At 62.5% G+C, this 15,378-nt stretch carries 17 protein-coding genes and 1 tRNA gene; 13 read left to right on the top strand and 5 right to left on the bottom strand.

Features of this window, described 5'->3' with window-relative positions; genetic code table 11:
- Positions 1-81: 81 nt before the first annotated feature.
- The 10 genes from HCR76_RS09435 (at position 82) to HCR76_RS09390 (ending at position 8,518) form a co-directional block, all read left to right on the top strand.
- Positions 82-966: a ParA family protein gene (locus tag HCR76_RS09435; protein ID WP_235934104.1), complete on the top strand. Its 885-nt coding sequence runs from the start codon at positions 82-84 to the stop codon at positions 964-966.
- Positions 950-1,801, top strand: a complete 852-nt coding sequence (locus HCR76_RS09430) for a segregation and condensation protein A (protein ID WP_434063567.1) — start codon at positions 950-952, stop codon at positions 1,799-1,801. The genes HCR76_RS09435 and HCR76_RS09430 overlap by 17 nt, the downstream gene beginning before the upstream one ends.
- On the top strand, positions 1,791-2,429 hold the full coding sequence (gene scpB, locus HCR76_RS09425; RefSeq protein WP_166993017.1) for an SMC-Scp complex subunit ScpB: 639 nt from the start codon (positions 1,791-1,793) through the stop codon (positions 2,427-2,429). The genes HCR76_RS09430 and scpB overlap by 11 nt, the downstream gene beginning before the upstream one ends.
- Positions 2,419-3,267 carry a pseudouridine synthase gene (locus HCR76_RS09420; protein WP_166993020.1) on the top strand — a complete coding sequence of 283 codons (849 nt, stop codon included), beginning with the start codon at positions 2,419-2,421 and terminating at the stop codon, positions 3,265-3,267. Before scpB ends, HCR76_RS09420 begins: the two co-directional genes overlap by 11 nt.
- A complete protein-coding gene (locus HCR76_RS09415) occupies positions 3,264-4,385 on the top strand; it encodes a prephenate dehydrogenase (protein WP_166993023.1) in 1,122 nt (373 codons plus the stop codon). Before HCR76_RS09420 ends, HCR76_RS09415 begins: the two co-directional genes overlap by 4 nt.
- A gap of 2 nt (positions 4,386-4,387) precedes the next feature.
- On the top strand, positions 4,388-5,068 hold the full coding sequence (cmk, locus tag HCR76_RS09410; protein WP_166993026.1) for a (d)CMP kinase: 681 nt from the start codon (positions 4,388-4,390) through the stop codon (positions 5,066-5,068).
- Entirely contained in the window at positions 5,061-6,575 is a 1,515-nt protein-coding gene (gene der, locus HCR76_RS09405; protein WP_166993029.1) for a ribosome biogenesis GTPase Der, read from the top strand. The genes cmk and der overlap by 8 nt, the downstream gene beginning before the upstream one ends.
- A gap of 33 nt (positions 6,576-6,608) precedes the next feature.
- The gene (locus tag HCR76_RS09400) at positions 6,609-7,523 is read left to right on the top strand and encodes an NUDIX domain-containing protein (RefSeq protein WP_244971366.1); all 915 of its coding nucleotides are present in this window, start codon (positions 6,609-6,611) and stop codon (positions 7,521-7,523) included.
- Positions 7,520-8,362 carry a DUF1684 domain-containing protein gene (locus tag HCR76_RS09395; protein WP_166993032.1) on the top strand — a complete coding sequence of 281 codons (843 nt, stop codon included), beginning with the start codon at positions 7,520-7,522 and terminating at the stop codon, positions 8,360-8,362. The genes HCR76_RS09400 and HCR76_RS09395 overlap by 4 nt, the downstream gene beginning before the upstream one ends.
- Before the next feature lie 82 nt (positions 8,363-8,444).
- Positions 8,445-8,518 (top strand) — tRNA-Pro (locus tag HCR76_RS09390).
- A gap of 382 nt (positions 8,519-8,900) precedes the next feature.
- Here the strand turns inward: HCR76_RS09390 and HCR76_RS09385 are convergent.
- The 5 genes from HCR76_RS09385 to HCR76_RS09365 all read right to left on the bottom strand — a co-directional run bounded on the left by HCR76_RS09385 (position 8,901) and on the right by HCR76_RS09365 (position 13,517).
- A complete protein-coding gene (locus HCR76_RS09385) occupies positions 8,901-9,878 on the bottom strand; it encodes an aldo/keto reductase (RefSeq protein ID WP_198248028.1) in 978 nt (325 codons plus the stop codon).
- The gene (locus HCR76_RS09380) at positions 9,875-10,588 is read right to left on the bottom strand and encodes a TetR/AcrR family transcriptional regulator (protein ID WP_166993035.1); all 714 of its coding nucleotides are present in this window, start codon (positions 10,586-10,588) and stop codon (positions 9,875-9,877) included. The genes HCR76_RS09385 and HCR76_RS09380 overlap by 4 nt, the downstream gene beginning before the upstream one ends.
- Positions 10,589-10,850: 262 nt before the next feature.
- Positions 10,851-11,576 (bottom strand): SurA N-terminal domain-containing protein, encoded by a 726-nt coding sequence (locus HCR76_RS09375; RefSeq protein WP_166993038.1) that lies wholly within the window; start codon positions 11,574-11,576, stop codon positions 10,851-10,853.
- 119 nt (positions 11,577-11,695) lie between these two features.
- Positions 11,696-12,943, bottom strand: coding sequence for an MFS transporter (locus HCR76_RS09370; RefSeq protein ID WP_166993040.1), 1,248 nt, complete (start codon positions 12,941-12,943; stop codon positions 11,696-11,698).
- A gap of 31 nt (positions 12,944-12,974) precedes the next feature.
- Positions 12,975-13,517 carry a winged helix-turn-helix domain-containing protein gene (locus tag HCR76_RS09365; RefSeq protein WP_166993043.1) on the bottom strand — a complete coding sequence of 181 codons (543 nt, stop codon included), beginning with the start codon at positions 13,515-13,517 and terminating at the stop codon, positions 12,975-12,977.
- Between the two features lie 146 nt (positions 13,518-13,663).
- On the opposite strand from HCR76_RS09365, the gene HCR76_RS09360 reads away from it, so the two are divergent.
- Genes HCR76_RS09360 through HCR76_RS09350 form a run of 3 tightly spaced genes read left to right on the top strand, consistent with a single transcriptional unit; the run spans position 13,664 to position 15,378 of the window.
- Entirely contained in the window at positions 13,664-14,290 is a 627-nt protein-coding gene (locus HCR76_RS09360) for a hypothetical protein (RefSeq protein ID WP_166993046.1), read from the top strand.
- The gene (locus HCR76_RS09355; protein WP_268920992.1) at positions 14,290-14,499 is read left to right on the top strand and encodes a DUF6186 family protein; all 210 of its coding nucleotides are present in this window, start codon (positions 14,290-14,292) and stop codon (positions 14,497-14,499) included. Before HCR76_RS09360 ends, HCR76_RS09355 begins: the two co-directional genes overlap by 1 nt.
- A gap of 48 nt (positions 14,500-14,547) precedes the next feature.
- Positions 14,548-15,378 (top strand): CPBP family glutamic-type intramembrane protease, encoded by an 831-nt coding sequence (locus tag HCR76_RS09350; RefSeq protein WP_166993052.1) that lies wholly within the window; start codon positions 14,548-14,550, stop codon positions 15,376-15,378.

Below are 15,378 nucleotides of genomic sequence, written 5' to 3'. Positions count from 1 at the left end.
GCACGCCTGCGCGGCGAACGGAACTGTCGCCGGTACAATCGAGCACGACCACAGTACGAGATACGGGGAATGAGGCACGCAGTGGCCACCATAGACAACACCGCGGCCGCGGCAGACGCATCGCACACGGAGCTCGGTCCCACGGGTCGCCCTCGCAGCGAGTTTTCAGAGCCGGCACCGCTCAAGGGGCACGGCCCGGCGCGCGTCATCGCTCTGTGCAATCAGAAGGGCGGCGTGGGCAAGACCACGACGACCATCAGCGTCGGCGCTGCGCTGTCGGCGTACGGGCGCAAGGTGCTGTGCGTCGACTTCGATCCGCAGGGAGCGCTCTCTGCCGGCCTCGGCGTCACGACGCACGATGATCTGACGGTGTACGACCTGCTGCTGTCAGGCAAGATCGATCCGCACGACGCGATTAAGCCCACGCACGTTGACGGGCTCGATGTGATTCCGGCGAACATCGACTTGTCTGCGGCCGAAGTGCACCTTGTCGGCGAGGTAGCTCGCGAGCAGATTCTCGCCCGCGTTCTTCGCAGCGTAGCGAACGACTACGATGTCGTGCTCATTGACTGCCAGCCGTCGCTGGGACTTTTGACTGTCAACGCGCTCACTGCTGCACACGGCGTGCTGATCCCACTTGAGTGCGAGTTCTTCGCTCTGCGCGGCGTTGCCCTGCTCATCGAGACGATCGAGAAGGTGAAAGATCGCTTGAATCCGGCGCTGCAGCTCGACGGCATCCTCGCCACCATGTTCGATTCGCGCACGCTTCATTCCCGCGAGGTTCTCGATCGCGTGGTCGAGGCATTCGGTGACGACGTTCTCGAGACAGTGATCGGGCGAACAGTGAAATTCCCCGACGCGTCGGTCGCTGGAATGCCGATCACCGAGTTCGCTCCCGAGCACAACGCGGCGAAGGCCTATCGTCAGCTCGCGAGGGAGCTGGTTGCACGTGGCGCCGTCGCGTGACACGGCCTCGCCGACTCCTGAGCGAAACGACGACGCCGAGGCGGGGGTCGAGCCGGGCGGTTTTCGTGTTGCGCTGAGCAATTTCGAGGGGCCGTTCGACCTGCTGCTGTCGCTGATTGCCAAGCACGAGCTCGACATCACCGAGGTGTCGCTCTCACGCGTCACCGACGAGTTCATCGCCTACCTGCGTGACGTCGAGACGGAGAAGGAGCTCGATCAGGCGTCACAGTTTCTCGTCGTGGCTGCGACACTTCTCGACTTGAAGATCGCCGGATTGCTCCCGCAGGGAGAACTCGTCGACGCCGAAGACGTTGCTCTGCTCGAGGCCCGCGACTTGCTTTTTGCACGCCTTCTGCAATACCGGGCCTTCAAAGAGGCATCCACCTGGTTCTCCGATAAATTCGACGGCGAGTCTGTGCGGCACCCGCGAACTGTGCGGCTTGAGCAGAAGTACCGTACGCGCACTCCCGAACTCGTGTGGACGCTCACACTCGATGACTTCGCAGCGTTGGCGACGCTGGCGTTCACGCCAAAAGAGATACCGGTGGTCGGCCTCGATCATTTGCACGCGCCGCTCATCAGCATTCGAGAGCAGGCAGCCTATGTTGTGGGAATACTTCGTGTGGGAGAACCGGTAACATTTCGACAGCTGATCGCCGGCGCAGGCGAGAAGGGCGTTATCGTTGCGCGTTTCATCGCCGTGCTCGAACTCTATCGGCACGCCGCGCTATCGTTCGAACAGGTGGAACCGTTGGGAGAGCTCACACTCCGGTGGACGAGCGAGCAATGGTCAGAAGAAAATCTCGCGCATCTGGGAGCTGACTATGACGGTTGAGCAGGGAGAAAGTGAAAGAACCGACATGACGGATGCTGCAGACGCAACGGTGACCGCTGCGGCGATCAGTGCCGATATCGACCTTGATCGCGCCGTCGAAGCGCTCCTGATGGTCGCAGATGAGCCCCAGAGCGTTATGGGCATCGCGACAGCGCTCGGCACTCCGGTGATGCACGTTTCTGAGACGATTGAGCGCCTTGTTGCTGACTACGATGGAGAAGACGGGGGAGTGCGACGCGGCTTTGAGCTGCGAGAAGTCGGCGGCGGCTGGCGCATGTACGTGCGCGAGGACTACGACGATGTGGTCGCCGCGTATGTATCGGAGCAGAACCCGAGCAAGCTCTCACAGGCTGCGTTGGAAACGCTCGCCGTGATCGCGTATAAGCAGCCGATTTCACGCGGTGCGATCGCATCGATTCGTGCTGTCAACGTCGACTCCGTTGTGCGAACTCTGCTCGGCCGCGGACTGGTCACAGAACTGTTCACAGACAGCGAGACAGGTGCGATCAACTATGGCACGACCGATCTGCTGCTGCAGCAGCTCGGCATCAACTCGCTCGACGAGCTGCCACCGATATCCCCGTTGCTCGCCGACGGATCGGAGGGATTCGACGACGATGTCCGATAATTCATCAGCGCCGCCGACGGGTGTGCGCTTGCAGAAGGTGCTGGCCGCGGCCGGGGTGGCGTCGCGTCGGGTATGCGAGCAGTACATCGCTGAGGGACGCGTCAGTGTCAACGGTGCCGTCGTCACAGTGCCCGGCACGCGCATCAACCCACACGTGGACAGAGTGGCGGTGAATGGCAGCGCCGTTCAGCTCGACACAACGAAGCGGTACATCATGCTGAACAAGCCGCGTGGCATTGTCAGTTCGATGCGCGACGAACAGGGGCGGCCCGATCTGTCGCGTTTCACCGCGCACATGGAAGAGCGTCTGTTCAACGTCGGTCGTCTCGACGTTGAGACATCCGGGCTGCTCATTCTCACCAATGACGGTGAAATCGCTCACGTTCTCGCACACCCGTCTTTCGGGGTCGCCAAAACCTACGTTGCAAAGGTTCGAGGCGCTGTCGAACCGCGAACACTCACGGCTCTGAAATCCGGGATTACGCTCGACGACGGCCCGATCTCCGTTGATGCGGTCCGTGTGCTCGACGCTCACGGTTCGACGTCAACGCTCGTTGAACTCACGATCCACTCGGGCCGCAACCGCATTGTGCGCCGCATGATGGCAGCGGTCGGGCATCCGGTAGTCGATCTTGTGCGACGCAGCTTCGGCCCTCTGCATCTGGGAACTCTTCGCTCTGGCGAAATGCGTGAGCTGTCGAAGGACGAGCTGGGCGGCATCCTGACCATCGCGCGCAATGCTCATGTGACCGGAGAGATCGCGTCGAAGGAATACGACGCGGGCACAACGGCGACATCGCCGCGAACCGCGCCCGATACGAAAGAAGAGTCACGGTGACCTCACCGACACATCCGCATGCACAGCCGTCACCGAGCGGCTCACGGCTTGACGTCACGGTGCGTGTCGTAGGCACCGGTCTGCTCGGTGCAAGCATTGGGCTCGCGCTCACAGCGAATGGGCTCGACGTTGCTCTCGCCGACGCCTCGCCCTCGCAATTGCGCCTGGCGATTGACTACGGTGCGGGTCGCGCAGCCGCACCTGATGATGATCCCGATCTCATCGTTGTGGCCGTTCCCCCCGACGTCGTTGCCGATGTGGTGGCGAACGAGCTCACGCGCTACCCGCGTGCCGTCGTCACCGACGTGGCGAGCGTAAAGACGGCACCGTACCTGGATCTAAAGGCTCGAGGGCTCGACCTGTCGCTGTACATCGGTTCTCACCCCATGGCAGGCCGTGAGCGCGGCGGAGCGATTTCTGCCCGCGCTGACCTCTTCGTCGGCCGTCCCTGGGTGATCTGCCGTGATCAGTGGACACCGCGGCACGCGCTCGCAATTATTGAGGACCTGGCACTTGACGTCGGCGCGACGCCGATCGAGATGACGCCAGATCAACACGATGATGCCGTCGGCCTTGTCTCTCACGTCCCTCAACTTGTGGCAAGTCTCCTCGCGGCCCGGCTTGTTGATGCTCCGGATGCCGCGCTTCGGCTCACAGGGCAAGGCTTGCGCGATACGGTGCGCATTGCCTCGAGCACGCCGGAGCTGTGGGTTCAGATTCTGGGAGCAAACAGCGAGCCCGTCGCCGAGGTGCTCACGGCGTTGCGCTCAGATCTCGACTCCATCATCACCGCGCTCGATAATCCGGATGCCGTTGGCGCGCGGCGCCACATCGCTGACGCCATCGCCGCGGGCAACGTCGGCGTCGCCCGACTGCCAGGCAAGCACGGGCAGGATCGTCGTTTTGCGCAGATCGTTGTGATGGTCGATGACACTCCGGGCCAGCTGGGAAGGCTCCTCACCGAACTGGGTGAGATCAACGTCAATATGGAGGACCTCCGCCTCGAGCATTCACCGGGAACGGCTGTGGGCTTGGCAGAAATCAGTGTTCTCCCCGAAGTCAAGCAGCGCACGATCGACGATCTCGAAGCGCGCGGCTGGCGGATTGCGAGCGTGTGAAAATGGCAGAGATCTTTGTTGCGATCGACGGGCCGGCCGGATCCGGAAAATCGAGCATTTCCAAGCAAGCGGCGCGTCGATTGCGCTACAACTACCTTGACACGGGCGCTGCGTATCGCGCGCTCGCCTGGTGGGTGCTCGAGCGCGGCATGTCGCCGGCAGACAGCGATGCCATCGTCGAAGCCCTTCCCGACTGGGACTATGACATCGGCGTCGACCCGGACGAGTATTTCGTGACGGTTGGCGAGACCGACATCACAGAGGCGATTCGAGAGCCGCGAGTGTCGAGTGCCGTCAGCGGAGTCGCCCGCGTGCCCGAGATTCGCGAGCATGTGAATGCGCTGTTCCGCAGCATCATGCGTTCGGCTCCGCGGGACGGCATCATCGTCGAAGGGCGCGACATCACTACGGTTGTCGCGCCGGATGCTCCAGTTCGCATTCTTCTCACAGCATCCGAAGAGGTTAGAATGGCGAGGCGCTCGGCAGAGCTGACGACCGAGAACGCGACAGAGGTCGCGGATCAGCTTCGCAAGCGCGACGCCGCGGACTCGCGCGTCGTCGACTTTATGACAGCGGCCGAAGGCGTTGTAACCGTCGACTCGACAACCCTCAACTTCGATCAGACCGTCGATGCAGTGCTCGACGTGATCAGACAGCAAACCGCAAGGACGACACATGGCTGACCACACGCCCGACGACGACCAGTTCGGCGATGACGATAACCTCGCCGAGAACCTGGAGTCGCTCGACGACGACCTGGTCGAGCAGCGTGCCGACACGCTCAGGCGCGGGCTCGACGACTACGACCTGGATGAAGCCGATTTCGAGATGCTCGAAACGGCAGCGGAGGGTCCTGAGGCCATTCGCTACCTTCCAACCCTGCCCGTCGTGGCGATTGTCGGACGACCGAACGTCGGCAAATCTGCGCTCGTCAATCGCATCATCGGGCGCCGTGAGGCGGTTGTCGAAGACACGCCAGGTGTGACCCGAGACCGCGTCTCCTACCGCGCGGAATGGAATGGCCGGCATTTTACGCTTGTCGACACCGGTGGGTGGGAGCCCGATGCCAAAGGCATCGACGCCTCCGTTGCGGCTCAGGCAGAGGTAGCTATGGACCTCGCCGACGCCGTGATGTTCGTTGTCGACGCGAACGTGGGTGCCACGAGCACTGACGAGCACGTTGTCCGCCTGCTCCGCAAGGTGAAGAAGCCCGTCTACCTCGTAGCTAACAAGGTGGATGATGTGCGACAGGAGCCGAACATCGCAGACTTGTGGTCGCTTGGCCTCGGCGAGCCGCGCCCTGTCTCTGCCCTGCACGGCCGAGGCGTCGCTGATCTTCTCGATCTGGTTCTCGACAAGCTTCCCGAGGTTTCTGCTGTGGCCAAGCGTGAGGTTGGCGGGCCACGGCGCGTGGCCATCGTTGGTCGACCGAACGTCGGCAAGTCGAGCCTGCTCAACAAGGCAGCGGGTGAAGAGCGTGTCGTCGTCAATGACATCGCCGGAACAACACGTGACCCCGTCGACGAGCAGGTCGAAATCGCCGGTAAGGTCTGGAGATTCGTCGACACTGCCGGCATCCGCCGTCGCGTGCACATGCAGCAGGGCGCCGACTTTTACGCCTCCCTGCGCACAAGCGCTGCGCTAGAGAAGGCCGAGGTGGGCGTCGTTGTCATCGACGTGAGCGAACCCATCTCGGAGCAGGACGTTCGCATCGTGGATCTCGTGCTGCAGTCAGGCCGAGCCCTTGTGCTCGCATTCAACAAGTGGGATCTGCTCGACGACGAGCGTCGATGGTTCCTCGAGCGCGAGATAGAACAAGATCTTGGGCACGTGTCGTGGGCGCCTCGCGTCAACATTTCCGCACAGACCGGGCGGCACCTCGAAAAGCTCGTTCCGGCTCTCGAACTGGCGCTTGAGTCATGGGATACCCGAATTGCAACGGGCAAATTCAATGCATTTCTCGCCGAACTTGTTGCCGAGCACCCGCACCCGCTTCGCGGTGGCAAGCAGCCTCGAGTGCTCTTCGGCACGCAGGCTTCGTCGCGACCTCCGACATTCGTGCTTTTCACCACTGGTTTCCTCGACCCGGGTTACCGCCGCTTCATTCAGCGTCGCCTGCGAGAGATTTACGGGTTCGAGGGCAGCCCGATCGTCGTCAACATGCGGGTTCGTGAACGGCGTAAACGATGACGGCTCACGGCTGAGTCGTGAGAGTCTTGGAGGGTGGCACGAATTATCCCTCCGGTTCCCGGCGAACCGCGGCGCCCGCTCGGCCCGCGTGACTCCGGTGATGCCTGGGTCGACGGGGATCGGGGCAGATTCTGGGGGCGCTATGGAGCGGCGGGGCTGATCGCCTGGGACCGCAGACGTGGGGTTCTTCTGCAGCACCGCGCTGAGTGGAGCGACCAAGGCGGGACCTGGGGTCTTCCCGGAGGGGCTCTGCACGCGGGGGAGAGCGCTATCGATGGTGCCCTCCGAGAAGCGCACGAAGAGGCGGGCGTCCCTGCGGATCACCTTGTTCCGCGCGTGACCTCGACGTTTACCGTCGGCTATTGGAGCTACACGACAGTCGTTGCCGAAGTAAGCGCGCCTTTTGAAGCCGTGATGAACGATCACGAGAGCATCGCGTTGGAATGGGTACCTATCGACAGTGTCGCCTCGGCGCCTCTGCACCCCGGGTTTGAAGCATCGTGGCCGCAGCTGCGCCCGCTGCTCGGCCGTTCTCCCCAACTTGTCGTTGATGCGGCAAACGTGGTCGGGTCACGCCCCGACGGTTGTTGGCGCGATCGCCGTGCCGCCGCGACGCGCCTGCGCGACAGGCTCGAGGCACTGAGCAACACGGGAATCGCCGACGAGCAGGTGGCTGATTTGCGGTGGTGTCCTGAGATCATCATGGTCCTCGAAGGACAGGCGAAGGGTGTAGAAAATTCTGCCCACGTCCGCGTGGTGAACGCCCCGGGCGAGGGGGACAATGAGATCGTGGAGCAGGTGGCCGCGCTGATCGCCGGCCAGGTAGAAAGTGATGTGACGGTGATCACGAGCGACCGAGAGCTGGCCGCTCGTGCCGAAGAGCTTGGGGGGCGCGTGCACGGAGCGGCATGGCTGTTAGGGCGCATGGACGCGGTGGCCGATCGATGACGGATCTCGAAAGGTTCCGTGGCGAATGGAGCGCATGGCGCCGCGAGCGTGACGAGCAGATGGCGGATGCCCGCAGCCCCTTGGGTTTCGTATGGGGCGCTCACGTGACGGCAGCAGACACGGAAGTACCTCCCGCACCAGGTCGCTGGGCACCGCTCGAGGGCGGCCGCGGTCTCGGCGTGACAGCAGAGGCTTCCGACGGAATTCGAATCAATGGCGAACTCGTCGACGGCCATGCGGCGCTCTACTGGCTCGCTGTTGACGGTCCCACTGAAGCGACATTCGCCGACGGAAGCATCGGTGTCGTGTTCAGCTACGACGGCACACGGTTCGCGCTGCAGATCTGGAATGCGGCGTCCGAACGCAGGCAACGCTTCGACCACATTGATTCCTTTACCTACGACGCTCGGTGGGTGGTGCCGGCACGCATCAAGCAGCCGTCAGTAGGGCGCACTGTCGCGATTTCGCACTACCGTGATCCCGAGCCCATCGAGGTGCCCGTCGTCGCCGAGATTGTGCTCACGATCGAAGAGCGGTATTACATTCTTCAGGCGACGGAGCACGAGGGAACATTGACGATCCCGTTCCGCGACCAGACCAACGGCGTGTCGTCCTACGGTTCCGGCCGGGTGCTGGACTTGCCACTTGACGGCCCCGGCGCGGTAAAGGTGGGAGATGTTGCCTTTATCGATCTCAATCGGGCGCGCTTGCTTCCCTGCGCCTTCAGCCCCGCCTGGAATTGTCCGCTGCCGCCGGGCGACAACGTACTGCCTGTTGTGATCGACGCGGGGGAGAAATGGCCTGTGGATGCTGCCGGGCGGCCGTTCGACCAGGATTGATCCCGACAAGACACTGCCATGGTCACAAGCAGTGTTTGTGACACGGTAGACTGGACGAGTTGTTCTGGCCTCGCCGGGGCATCGGGCTGTGGCGCAGCTTGGTAGCGCACTTGACTGGGGGTCAAGGGGTCGCAGGTTCAAATCCTGTCAGCCCGACGGAAAAGCCCTGATGAGAAGAGATTCTCGTCGGGGCTTCGTCATGTTCGGCGACGGGGTTTTATTGGTCCCCCAGTGATCCCTCTCCGAGAAGCCAGTGCGTGTCAGGGCCTCCGAGGAGGCTCGGGGATCGCCGCCGTTGGATAAAGGGGACCAGAGCGCCCGATCGTCACTCCAGGCTCCTTGTCTCAGGGACCTCGACGTCTAGCGCCGGGTTGGCCCGCTGTACTTGGCGGATCGAGCGAGGAAGGCGTTGACGTGCTCTGCAACGAGCGTTTGCGCTAATCCACGTACGTGTCGCGGCTCCGTCCTCACTGATGACGATGCCACGAGTACCGAGCACATGGCTGTGCGGACGACCGACTGCTCGGTCATGCGGTGGTTATGCGGACGCCTGTCGGCGGCGGGTTAGCGCGTCGATCATCTGAGTCGACATGGTGTCCAGGGATGCGGATTCCTCATCCTCGACGTCAGTCAGCACGGCGACCTCCTCATCGGTGAGGGCTGGAGCGACCTCGATCGCGCGGAGGTTGTCCGCCAGGTGTCCCCGGGATTTGGTGCCCGGGATCGGGATGATCACGGGCGATCGGCGAAGCAGCCAGCCCAGGGCGACCGCCGAGACCGAGACGCCGAGACGCTGGGCCGGTCGCGTGAGCGCCGGAAGGTCACCGAGTGTGCCGGTCGCGAGAGGGAAGTAGGGGACGAATGCGATGCTGTCGCGCCCGCACGCCGCGAGTACTTCGACGCCGCTGCGATCGATCAGGTTGAACCGGTTCTGCACCGCTGCGATCGGTGTGAGGCGCTGTGCACGCGCCAGCATGTCGGGCGAGGCGCCGGAGAGACCGATGTGGCGGATCTTCCCCTCATTGCGCAGCTCGATGAGGGCACCGAGCGAATCTTCGATGGGCACGTCCTCACTGGGAGAGTTCCCCGGCGCCTGGCTATCGCCCCATAGGCGCAGATAGGTGAGCACGCTCGTCTCGGCACGCAGGTCGAGTAAGGCGTCCTCGACCTGGCTGCGCACGGTTCCCGGACGGCTGTCCGTCAACCATTCACCAGCGGGACCGCGCCAAGCGCCGACCTTGTTCCCGATCACCACATCGGCTGGGAGAGGGCTGAGTGCCCGTCCGATGAGCTGGTTGACCGTGCGCGGCCCATAGGCATTGGCAGTGTCGAAGAACTGGACTCCTTGCTCCGCCGCGGATTGGAGCACGTCGATCGCGCCGAGCACATCGTCGGGCAGGCCGATGACACCTCGGCCCGCCAGCTGCATTGCGCCGTATCCAAGGCGGGAGACCCGATCGGTCCCTCCCAGCAGATGGGTGGGCGTGAATGTGTCTTCGGTATGGGGTCCGGTCATCTGTTCGCTCCGTGTTCTGCTTCGTCTTGTTGCGGTGTGGCGTTTTCGGTGAGGGTGCGGAGCCACTGGCGCAGCAACGCTTCCTCCGCCGCGGTGAACAATCCAGGAGCCGAGCCGAGCCGGGCCAGCAGCTGCGCTGCCGCGTCGTCGATTGGATCGAGCTGCTGCCTCTGCCCCGTCAGCTGGAGCATCAGTGCCGCGCGCATGGTCTCGGCAAGCGGTCCGTCGGCTGATCCGCCGTCATGGATCAGCCGAGTGACGCAGCCGATTGCCATCGCCGTTGTGAGCGCCGTCGCGTCGTCTACGCCAATCCTGAGCAGGCCCGCGTCTGCGAGCCGTTCGAGACCTCGGCGCAGCTCCGCTTCAGCCGTCTGTGCAGCGCGGAACTGCTGGCGGTCTGCGCGGGAGTACATGAGTTCGTACAGGGCGGGGTTCGCCACCCCGAACCCGACATGCATGTTCCAGCCTGCCGCGAAGTCGGCGAGAAGATCGCCGGTGCGAGGGACCGCGCGCTTGCGCTCCAGGTAGTCAGCGAATGCCTGCTCGGTCACGGCTTGTAAGAGGCCATCCTTGTCGCCGAAGTGGTGATACAGGGTTGGAGCACCGACGCCCGCCGCCTCGCACAACTCACGAGTGCTCGGAACACGCCCCGGCTGCTCCGCGAGCAACACACGCGCCGCCTCGATCAAGCGACCCCTACCCGACTCCATGTGTAGCAACGTTACAGTATGTCACCGCTCAAATGGAACATCGATATAGAGCGAGTATCAGAGAGCCGGCGGCGTACGTGCGGCGTGTGGGGAGCACTCTCGCCGGTTGCCAGGTTGAGGACGGCTAAACTGCTCCGAGGTTGGCGATCACCGTGGCGCGTTGGGTGAAGCGCCGCAGGTTCTCTACCGCTGTTATGCGGGTTGCAGCTGCTCGGTGAGGCGGCGGGGTAGCGTTCGGGTTACTGTGCGCCCGCTCGAATATTTAGAGGTTCACCTTGACGTCGGCGCCTTCGCGGAGCTTCTTCACCAGCGCCTCATAGGCCTGGGATTGTTTCTGCGATTTCGCCTGCTCAACAAGCTGAGGCTTGGCATCTTCGAAGGAGGGGAGCTCCGTGCCCTGCCCGGACTGCTTCTGCTGGGCGACGGCTTGATCGTAGAGCTTCTGCAGCTCTTCATCTGTGGGCTCGATGTCGCCTGTTTCCTGAGCGATGAGCTTGTCCAAACGCACCTGCGTCTTCAGCTGTGAGTAAACTGCCTTTTCGTCGAGTCCCTGTTCCTTGAGCGCGGCGAGCGCCTCGTCCGCTGTCTTCATCTGATTCGCAGTCGCGAGTTTCTCGAGAGCAGCGTCGAGTTCTTTCTGTGACGCCGTGATGTCGCGGGAATCGGACTCTTGAATGAGAAGTTCTGTGTCAACCATCGCCTCAGCCGTCTGCTTCCGCAAGGCATCTTGATCGACTTCCTCGCCGGTCGTCTGCGACTGCTGCTGCATCTGCTGATATTGACCTTCGTAAAGCTCAACGAATTCGTCCTTTGTGAGCTCTACGCCATTCACCTCAGCCACAACGTCGGGAACGCCAGAAACGTCGGGTTGCGACCCTTGTTGCTGACTACCTGTGGGTTTCGGGCCCTCGATCCCAGAGGTACTGCACCCCACCATGCCGAGCAGCACTACGGCCGCGCCCAGTCCTGCCAACAGCTTTCGATGCATTCAAATCTCCTCGTCGTTGCTTGGGCGACGCTAACAGGGTCGTCTGAACGTGCGGTCCATCCGGTAGCAGGCCCGTGGAATTGCGAGAGAGAACCTGCTCCCGTGTGAACGGGCAGTACCTACTCGGGTTTGTTCGCAGGCCGCAGTGACATTGTTCGCAGAACTTGGTTGCGCAGAGGGAAAATCATCAGTGCAGCCAAGCCGGCACCGTAGAGCGTGAATGGCACCCACAGCTCGGTGACTGAAGCGATCGCACCGAATGCGGCCATTGCCAGGGGCATCAAGCAGTCATCTCCGAGTCGCGTGATCGCACTCATCCGGCCGAGGAACGACGTATCGACGGTCGCTGCGAAGGTTGAGCTCAGAAGAACAGAGGCGTATCCAGCGGACAGTCCGATCACGAACGTTCCGGCTCCGACCAGCCACACCGGGCCGATACCCAGACAGACGATCGCGGCACCTTGCACGACGAGGGCCCAGAATCCGGCGTTCGCCTCACGTCGCGGACGCCACTTGGCGACGGAAATTGCCCCAATGGCCGCACCCGCGCCGACAAGTGCTTCGAAGATCCCGACAGACTGCGCACCCCAGCCTTGTTCGGTCGCCCTCAGGGCGAGCCCGATGCCCAGTGCTGGGCCGACGGCGAGGTTCAGGCCGGAGAGTGCGATGACGAGGGTGCGTGTCGTTGGCGCATCCCGCAAATGAGTGAAACCCTTGAGGATGCCTCGGAGCGGCGATTCTTTGTTATCGCGGGGGAGTGCGAATCGTGGTCGGAGCCAGATGGCGATGAACGCGACGACGAGAGCGAACGTGACAGCATTTGCCGTCGAGCTTCCCGCCATGCCGGCATGCGCCACAAGGAAGCCTCCGATCGCGGCTCCGCCCATTGTGCCGAGACGAGTGGCTGTCTGCATCACTGCTGAATACGTCGGGAGGTCTTCCGTGCGCACGAGCTGGCGGGCGATTGTACCGGCCGAGGGCTCATAGAATGCATCGCAGATGCCGAAACCGATGGCGGCGATCAGCAGCACAGCGACCGTCGGGGGAGATGCGAGAACCCACAGTGCGACACCGACGAGCACGGCGATGCGGATGCTGTTGAACACGACCATGACGTGACGCGCATTTGCGCGGTCGGCAAGGACTCCGCCGAACAGGAGGATGACGGCTCTCGGCACTGTGCCCGCCGCGACGATGACGCCGGCAAGAGCGGGGTTGGTGATCTGAACGGCGGTCCAGGCGAGAGCGATGGTCCAGATGGCGTCGCCTGCGTCGGACAGTGCTTTGATGCCGATCCACGTGTGGACCGCTCGGTCGTGGCGGAATGGTGGAGGTTCGCGCAAAAGGCGCGGTTCGGTTGTGACCATAGTTTTCCTCGGGTTGAACTTGATAGACAGATTAGAGTTGCGTGGGGAAGCCGTGCGCGAAGACAAAGACAGGGCGACGCTGCTGCCCATCTTCTGTATTGATGCTCTGTTTCCACGCGTCGAGAGTGGCACCCAGCGCAGCTGACAAACCAGCGAGTTCGTCTGGAGTCGCCCACGTGAGAGTGTCTGTACTGAACCCGTCCCAGTCGGGAAATCGCGATCCGGACTTCTTCCACTCCTGAAGACGTCGAAGTTGCGTTGCGATGTTCGCTCGCTCCGCCTCGCGGGCGAGCAGTGCGTCGGCAGGCGAATCAGCGAAGTCGTCGAGTGACCACGTAAAGCTGACCCGCTTTGCGGCCCACCAGCTGGCGCGCTTATCTCCATCAGGGGCGTCTGTGCGTTCGACGATGTCTGCACGTTCGAGCATTCGAAGATGATGACTGATGCTGCCCACCTGCTGTTCGAGTGCGCGCGCAAGAGTGCCGACCTGCGACGCTCCGTGCAGGTACAGATACTCGAATATGCGCCGTCGCACGGGGTGGTGAATGGCGGTGATTGTTTCAATCTGCTCCATGGTCTCAACGCTAAGTGTGCGATCCAATATGCACAAGAGTTCTTGTATACCCCGGAATAGCAACGAAGTATTGGTCAGTCTCGCGTCTAGGCGTGCTGAATGTGTGCGTCGCGGTCCTGCGCCAGCGACGGATCTATACTCAAAGCATGATGGCGGGCCCGTCGATTCGCCTTCGCGATGTGCCCTGGCTCATCGTGCTGGTGCTCGTCGCCGTCTTTCAGCTGATTCGCGGTGCGTGGGCGGACGCAGGGATCTTCGGTGCTGCGTTACTGGGGGTCTCGGTGCTGACGACGATGCCGAAACAGAGGCTTCCCGTTGCGAAGGCGAATCGACCCTCCGTCCAGTCGCTGAGTATCGCAGCCGTGCTTGCGGGGATCGTGCTCGTTGTCGCGCCTCGCCATGGCACCGTGACCGGACTAGTCGTGTGCATTATCGGGATATTCGTGGGCTACTCGGCACTCGCAGGCGGGCCACACGCGGCGATGGAACCACGCCGATCGCTGAGCTCTATCGGACGCGCACGACCGAGAGCTCTGCGGAATGCGTTTATCGCGTGGGGGAGTCTTATCGTTCTTGCGGGAGTGTGGGAAGCAACGGCATACCTCAGCTGGAAGTGGGGCCTACTCGTGGATGGAGTGATGCCGTCGATCTCGGACGTGCTCGATCCGCTGCTTGACACGTGGGCCTGGAAAACCGTCTTCGTGTTCGTCTGGCTCGCAGGAGGCACAGTTCTCATGCTGCATGCCTTACCAGTGCACAGGAGGAACGTGTGATGCACGTCGTTACGCTAGGTGTGTACCTCTTCTGCCTCGCCGCAGCGGCAGCACTTACTCTGTGGTCGGATCGGCGGCCCGCCACGGTGTCCCCTCCGTCTCGCATACTTGACGAAATCTTCGTCTCGAATGCCGGTCGCATCACTGTGATCGTGTTCTGGTGGTGGATTGGGTGGCACTTCTTGTTCGCGCAAACCCTCGACGGCTGATCAGCTTCTGGCGTTCAGGGCGACTCGACTCCCGGCTACGCTGGAACGATGGCCGTCACAAAACCCACCGACGCCCGTCTGAGCGTCATACCGGCGGCTCTCGTTTGCGCGGCGGCCCCGGCGTTTTTCGTGCTCCAACTGGCATGGCTCGGGTGGGTGCTGCTGGCATGCGGTGTTGGAGGAGCGCTCCTGATCGAACGCGGTCGCGTGCGAGCATTCGATGCATCTCTGTTTCGTGATCTGAGCTTAATCGCCGTCGGAATGCTGATCGTCAGTTCGATCCCGCTTGCCGCGCAGCTCGACAATCTGGCGATGCTGCGATTCACCGTCGCACTCGGCGGCGCCGTTGTCGTGCCCTACCTGCTCTCGAGGTTCGCTTTTCGCGACCATGCAACGCGGTTTCCCTGGCGTTCCCGAAAGAAGTGGGGGCGGCTGCAATGGGGCTGGCTCGTTGCTGTTCTTGTGCTCGGCTGGTTGATTCTGCCGTTCTACTTCATCACGAGCGGTGTTTATATGAACTGGCCGGTGGTCGACTCACCAGAGCTCATCGCTCGACTCTTCGTCGGAGTCGGTGCGGTTGGAATCTGGGACGAACTGTTCTTCATCTGCACGGTGTTCACCCTGCTGCGCCGCCATTTTCCGGACCTCATGGCTAACGTGCTGCAGATGATCGTTTTCGTCTCGTTTCTGTGGGAGCTCGGCTACAGGGAATGGGGGCCAGCGTTGACGATTCCGTTCGCACTATTGCAGGGATTCATCTTTATGCGCACGCACTCGCTCGCGTACGTTGTCACCGTGCATCTGCTGTTCGACGCCGTCGTGTTCGCCGTGCTCGTGCACGCGCATAATCCCGGGATGCTGTCGATCTTCCTCCTGTAG

The sequence above is a fragment of the Paramicrobacterium chengjingii genome (assembly GCF_011751765.2).
In the GTDB taxonomy this organism is placed as follows: domain Bacteria; phylum Actinomycetota; class Actinomycetes; order Actinomycetales; family Microbacteriaceae; genus Paramicrobacterium; species Paramicrobacterium chengjingii.
Note: the sequence above shows the minus strand (reverse complement) of the source record. Positions and strands in the feature narration are given on the sequence as shown.